At 40.1% G+C, this 7,068-nt stretch carries 2 protein-coding genes and 1 pseudogene; 2 read left to right on the forward strand and 1 reads right to left on the reverse strand.

What is annotated here, in order from left to right:
* Positions 1 to 399 (forward strand): annotated as a pseudogene (locus ON073_RS19720) (glucose/galactose MFS transporter); the annotation flags it as partial.
* A complete protein-coding gene (locus ON073_RS19725; RefSeq protein WP_446728548.1) occupies positions 392 to 2,929 on the forward strand; it encodes a glycoside hydrolase family 3 protein in 2,538 nt (845 codons plus the stop codon). The pseudogene ON073_RS19720 and the gene ON073_RS19725, both read left to right, overlap by 8 nt.
* A gap of 47 nt (positions 2,930 to 2,976) precedes the next feature.
* Here ON073_RS19725 and ON073_RS19730 read toward each other — a convergent pair whose 3' ends face one another.
* On the reverse strand, positions 2,977 to 6,678 hold the full coding sequence (locus ON073_RS19730; protein ID WP_274763583.1) for a sensor histidine kinase: 3,702 nt from the start codon (positions 6,676 to 6,678) through the stop codon (positions 2,977 to 2,979).
* Between the last annotated feature and the right edge of the window lie 390 nt (positions 6,679 to 7,068).

Raw genomic sequence — 7,068 nt, forward strand, 5'->3', positions numbered from 1 at the left:
CGCTTTATTGGTGCTGCTGTGATGCAAAAAGTATCTGGCGGAACGGTACTGGCCTTTAATGCAGCCCTTGCTATCGTACTTATTGTGGTATCAATGCTAAGTTCTGGCCCTATCGCAATGTGGACAATGCTCGCTGTGGGTTTATGTAACTCAATTATGTTCCCTACTATTTTTAGTCTTGCGATTAACAACTTAAAAGAGCACACCTCACAAGGGTCGGGCATTTTATGTCTCGCCATCGTGGGCGGCGCCATTATTCCTGTTTTCCAAGGTATGGCGGCCGATACGATTGGTCTTACTCTTTCGTTTATTATTCCTGCCGTATGTTACGTATTTATCGTATTCTACGGTGTGAAAGGACATGTGCCATCAACTACTCAAGGACAAATCAATGAATAAACATCTGTTCTCGCTCTCAGCACTTTGTTTGGCCCTGAGCGGCTGTATGTCGGGCAATGACAATGCCAAAACAACAAACACTAAAAACGATATTTGGCCAAAAATCACAAGTCCTGTGAAATACGATGCTGCGCTTGAAAGTAAAATTGATGCGTTATTAGCGCAAATGACGTTAGAGCAAAAAATCGCGCAGATGATCCAACCTGAAATTCGCAATATCACCGTTGAAGATATGCGCCGTTATGGTTTTGGTTCTTATCTAAATGGGGGCGGTTCGTTCCCAAATGGCGATAAACACGCTACACCAGAAGACTGGATTAAGCTCGCCGACGATATGTATATGGCGTCAATTGATGACTCACTCGATGGTTCGACGATCCCTACTATGTGGGGCACCGACGCAGTGCACGGCCATAACAATGTGATTGGGGCAACACTATTTCCACATAATATTGGTTTAGGCGCGGCAAATAACCCAAAGTTAATGGAACAAATCGCGGCTATCACAGCAAAAGAAGTGATGGTAACTGGTATTGACTGGGTATTTGCACCAACCGTTGCGGTTGTTCAAGACGACCGCTGGGGTCGTACCTATGAAAGCTACTCTGAAGATCCAGCGCTTGTTCGACGTTATGCAGCATCAGTGGTAAAAGGCTTACAAGGTGAAGTGGGTAAAGACTTTTTAGGCAATGAGCGTGTAATTAGTACAGTTAAACATTTTGTGGGCGATGGTGGCACAGTAGGCGGTGACGACCAAGGCGATAACCTATCATCTGAGCAAGATTTATTTGATATTCATTCCCAAGGTTATGTTGGTGGTTTAAATGTTGGCGCACAGTCTGTAATGGCTTCATTTAATAGCTGGCATGGTGAAAAGGTACACGGTAATAAGTACCTACTTACCGATGTATTAAAAGACAAGATGGGTTTTGATGGCTTTGTCGTTGGTGACTGGAATGGTCATGGTCAAGTTGCTGGTTGCAGTAATGAAAGCTGCGCGCAATCAATTAATGCCGGCCTTGATATTTTCATGGTGCCGTCAGACTGGAAAGCCCTAATGGAGAATACCATCGCGCAAGTAAATACAGGTGAAATTGCACAATCTCGTGTTGATGATGCAGTGCGTCGTATTTTACGTGTTAAATTCCGCGCAGGTTTATTTGATAAACCACGTCCAAAAGACAGAGCGCTTTCGGGTAAAACGGAGCTTATCGGTCAAGCATCGCATCGTGAGGTTGCAGCGCAAGCAGTACGTGAATCATTAGTACTCCTTAAAAATAACCAGCAACTACTACCGTTATCACCAAAACAACGTATTTTAGTTGCTGGCGATGCCGCAGATAACATTGGTAAACAATCAGGTGGTTGGACTATTACATGGCAAGGTACAAATAATCAAAACAGTGACTTCCCTGGTGGTTCATCGATTCTTGATGGGTTACGTAATCAGGTAAATGCCGCCGGCGGTAAGCTTGAATACAGCCTTGATGGAAACTATTCAGAAAAACCAGATGTAGCGATTGTGGTATTTGGTGAAGAACCTTATGCCGAAGGCCATGGTGACCGCGCAACCCTTGAATACCAAGCGGGAGAAAAACGCGACCTTGCTTTACTAAACAAGTTTAAAAATGCCAATATTCCTGTTGTAGCGGTATTTATCAGCGGCCGAGCCATGTGGGTCAATGCTGAGCTAAACGCTTCAACTGCGTTTGTTGCGGCATGGTTACCGGGCTCTGAAGGCGCAGCAATTGCAGATCTCTTGCTGCGCAAGGCAGATGACAGTATTAATGTTGATTTTAAAGGTAAATTACCATTTAGCTGGCCAATGAACCCAAATCAACACATTGATTTTTATAATAACAGTGATGAGAAACCATTATTTACTTACGGCTATGGTTTAACTGCTGCATCAAAAACAACGGTGCCAAACGATTTACCTGAGCAATTTGAACGTAAGGCTGGTGATGTTAAGAGTGTGTCTATTCTTGAAGGTGAAGTGAAAAAGCCATGGCAAGCATGGTTGTTCTCAGGTGATAGCAGTGAGCAAATTATGTCTAGCACCATTAGCCTTGAAGGTATCAATTACCGTACCATTGATAAAGTTATTCAAGAAGATGCACGCAAAATTTCAATCTCTGGTGAAAAGCCAGCAGGTCTTCGCTTTGCAAGTAAAAGTCATTTCCGTGAAGACTTAAGCAACTTAGTATCGGACAAAGCGCAACTTGTGTTTGATGTGAAGGTCGATAGCAAAAATGCTAAAGATGTGTGGTTAACCATGAATTGTGAAGGCACCGCAGATGTACCGGGCAGCTGTCATAGCAAAATGGACATTGCAAATTTACTCAATGCAAAGGCAGATGGTCAATGGCATACCCTTTCCGTTGAATTAGCATGCTTTACTCAGCAAGGCATTAAGTTTAATCAGCTAGTAGTACCATTTGAAATTGGTTCACCACAGGCTTTAGAGCTATCGCTTGCCAATATCAAAATAGTGCAATCTGAGACACCTGCTATGCATATGTGTCAGTAGGTTTCCTGCCCACATTAAAGCCCTTTTCAAGTTATTTGAAAGGGGCTTTATTCACTAATTACATTCACAAAACACTCAATTTCAAATACCGCACCTTGGTTTTCTACCCGACGACTGGTGATTTCGCCATTAAGTAACTGGGTTACTAAGTTATAAACAATGTGCATTCCCAAGCCGCTGCCTCCTTGATTACGTTTGGTGGTGACAAAGGGTTCAAACATGCGTTCGCGAACTTCTTCCGAAACTCCTTTGCCATCGTCTTGATAAAGCACCACAAGCTTGCCGTTATTAAGTGTCACCGAAATTGCGATATTGCCTTTAGTAAGCCCATCAAAACCATGTGTAACAGAGTTTTGAATCAAATTCGACATCACTTGATACCAAGCTCCAGGATACGTTTCAACAATTAAACTTTGCGAACAAGCAATGGATATCGTAATTTCCTTACCTTTGGTAAGTGGTGAAAGTGAACTTCGCAATTGTTCTAGGTATTCACTTACTTGTACTTCACGCATTTGCTCTGAAGACTGATCCACCGCCACTTGTTTAAAGTTTGATATTAATGCTTCAGCACGCTCTAAATTACGCTGCACTAATTGATATGCTTCTCTTTGCTTATTTATCTCATTAATTAACGTATTTTGATTTAAGGTTTTATTCGCCAGTTGCGATTCAATAAGAGCAATACTCTCCTCTGAAGATGAAACACCTGTAATGGCAATACCAAGTGGAGTGTTAATTTCATGGGCAACACCGGCCACTAAATTACCCAGAGATGCCATTTTTTCACTTTCTATTAAGTCTTGCTGCATCTTTTCAAGTTCATCTAATGTTTGCAGCAATTGCTGATTATTTTGCTCAAGTTGCAGTGTACGCTCTTGCACTTTTTCTTCTAGCGAATGATTTAGCTTTTCCAGTGCCAATTCATTTTCTTTCAGCTTTTGAATATCTTGTATACCACCTGCGATACGCTCTGCAATGCCTGAGCTATTTCTGCTAACCACTTTTCCGCGATCACGTACCCACCGAAATCCGCCATTTTTTTGTTTAACCCGAATAGCAATTTCATAACTGTCAATTTCGCCCGAGATACATCTTTCCAGTTTGTCCTCTAACAAAATACAGTCTTTTGGATGCACATAATGATGCAATTCATCTAACAACACTTCATCTTTTTGCTCACCAAAATCAAGATGACTGCTTACACTAAAACGATGAATCGTATTATTGGCAATATGCCAATCCCATAAGTCATCGCCACTAGCCCATAAACTCAGCTCAAATCGTTCGTTTAACTGCTTCATCACATTATTATCTAAAAGCACTTGTCGGTATCGTTTAACCCGCGAGTAAATAATCAATGTACCTATAATTAAAGCCATGATTACATAGCTGATTTTTGCCAGTTTAGAAGCCCACCAAGGTGGTACTATCGTGAGACTTAATTGATGTGGGGCGGATGCATTATTAAAACGATCAACTAAATACGCTTCTACCGTATAGTCCCCAGGATTTAAGTTAATTAAATCAATCTGGTTACGTCCCTGCTCTAATTTAATCCATTTATCACTCAGCCCAAGCACGCGATAATATAAGTGAGAGAGTTTGTCTGAGGCCAAACTAGTTGAGGAATACGCAAGCGAAAGAATATTTTGTTCCGCTCTAAGCTTCAGTGATTTGGTAAGCTCAGGCACCGTCGTAAGCTCATCTGAATTTAATGGCGTGAGCTCTTTTTCAAGCACATTAATTGAACTTAACTGCACTTTAGGTTTTTGCCCTGCACTTTCAATTGCACTTGGGTAAAACTGATTAAAACCATTGGCACCACCTAAAAATAAGCGCCCTTTTTTAGTTTTTAACACCGCATTAAAATTAAATTCGTTTGATTGAATACCGTCGTTTTTCAAATAGTTACGAATGCTAAAGTTGTCACTCAGAATATGGCTCAACCCACCACTAGTGCCTGCCCAGAAGTGACCATTTTCATCTTTTATTAACGCCCAAATTGCATTGTTAGCAAGACCATGTTTACGCTCAACGATGCGTGCCAGAGTCATATCTGGGTTAACAATACTGAGCCCTTTATCGGTAGCTGCCCAAATGCGTTGCTGGTCATCTTGTTCAATCATAAACACTAAATTTGAACTTAAACCTTGTGCCTGGTTTATCGAGACAATGCTTTCTCCGTCATATTTAAATAACCCCATACCAATACTGCCAAACCACAAATTATCACCATCACTATAAAGCCCGGTTACATGTGCGGGCACATTCTCGTTGTTTTCAATAAAGTGATAAAACTGATTCGATTGTGAATCAAAAGTCAGTAAACCCTGACTACGAGAACTGAATATAAGTTGCCCTTTAAAACTAATTACTGCATTAAAACTTTCAACTATTTCACCATTGATGTCTGGCTTAACTAACCAAGTCTTACCTGTTGTTAAATCAAGTTTTGCTAAACCCGCACCACGACTGGTAATCCAAAGTGCATCGCCATGAAGAAAAAGATCGGTGATAAACGTTGTATTGAGCTTTTTCAGAGAAGGATAGACACTTTCAGCTGCATAAAATTGTTTATTTTTATATAAGTAAATACCTTTGGAAGTACCAATCCAAAGGGTGCCACTGGCGTCCAGTTCAAATGTTCTAACATCGTAGAAATCACTGGTTCGCACAGCATTTTTAAAGTTATAAACATGGCCAAATGCGTTACTTAATTCGCGATAATGATAAAGACCCTGTGTTTCCGTTCCCAGCCAAATATCCCCTTCTTGGCTTTTATATACCGATAACACTGTATTTTCTGAAAGCCCTTTTTGATTGCCTGGTTGGCGTTTGAAGTGATGAATAATTTCACCCGAAAGGGATAACTGAAATGCGCCTTGGCTGGATGCAATAAGTAAATCAGCTGGCAATATGGTTAATTGAAACACCTCTACCATCTCGTTAATTGGCAGCTGGTTACACCAAAGTCCGGTTAAAGGAGCAAGCTGATAAAGGCAAGCCCGCTGTTTACTATCTATTACCGCGATAGCATTTTCTCCAAGCCCAACCAACTTAAAGTTACCAGCGATCAGCAAGTTGCTTTCATTTGTGTTAGTTTGTTTTGATAAAATGCCGTTTTCAGTTACGGCAAACCATTTCTCTTGCCCAATATGCACTGCATTAATTTGACTTGTAGAAAATACCTCTTGCGCTGTAAGCAGGCCTTTGTCCGATTGATAAATATAAAGTGCATTGTCATCCGTTGTGATTACAAGCACATCATTGTGACACGATAAGCTTTTTATACGTTCAACCGAATGGTCCTGTTTATTAACATCAACGCGCTCAAACTCGCTGGTTTCAAAATGATAACGGGAAAGCCCTGTTTGTGTACCAATCCAAAGAAATTCTTCCTGGCTACAGAGCGCAGTGATAAACCCACCAGCAAGATTATTTGAATGCGGCTGGGCAGGAAAAAAATGTTTAAAGCGTTTGCCATCAAAGCGATTTAGACCTGATTGTGTCCCAAGCCAAATATAACCAAATTTATCTTGCGTAATTGCAGTCACAGAAGCTTGACTTAACCCACTATCAAAATCGTATTGCTGCATTACTTGTGCAATATCATCAAATACCACGGCTGTTTGCGTTTTTGACCAAGCAGATTGTGCGAAAAGAGTTAACAATAGCGATAAGCTCGCCCAAAGCGCGCTAAGTGAAAGGTTTTTATTTGACGAGCGTACAACACGCTTTAACACCATTTTTTGCATTAATTAATAATGGTTAGCGTAATAAAATCCGTCAAATTTTGATTTTAAAAAGAAATAAACTTGCGGAGTGTTTTTAGGTGTCAACTCGTTGAACCCACATAAACGAAAGTGCGTTAACAAATGTTCATTTACAGAGTGAACTTTCAATAATGATATTTACTTTTCACGCTTTTTTTACTTTTTAAACAGCAATTAACACATTAAAAATAAATGAAAGTTAATTTTATTTTTAATAATAACCTAATAAACCGAATAAAATAAAAATCACAACCACTTGATTTAAAACAATTTAAATATCTTTATAACAAATATTTCAGTAATTCTTATTAACCATAAATAAAATTAATTGATCTTTATTTAGTTCTGACTTACTTTTATGTA

The organism is Pseudoalteromonas sp. G4 (assembly GCF_028875915.1).
Taxonomy (GTDB): Bacteria; Pseudomonadota; Gammaproteobacteria; order Enterobacterales; family Alteromonadaceae; genus Pseudoalteromonas.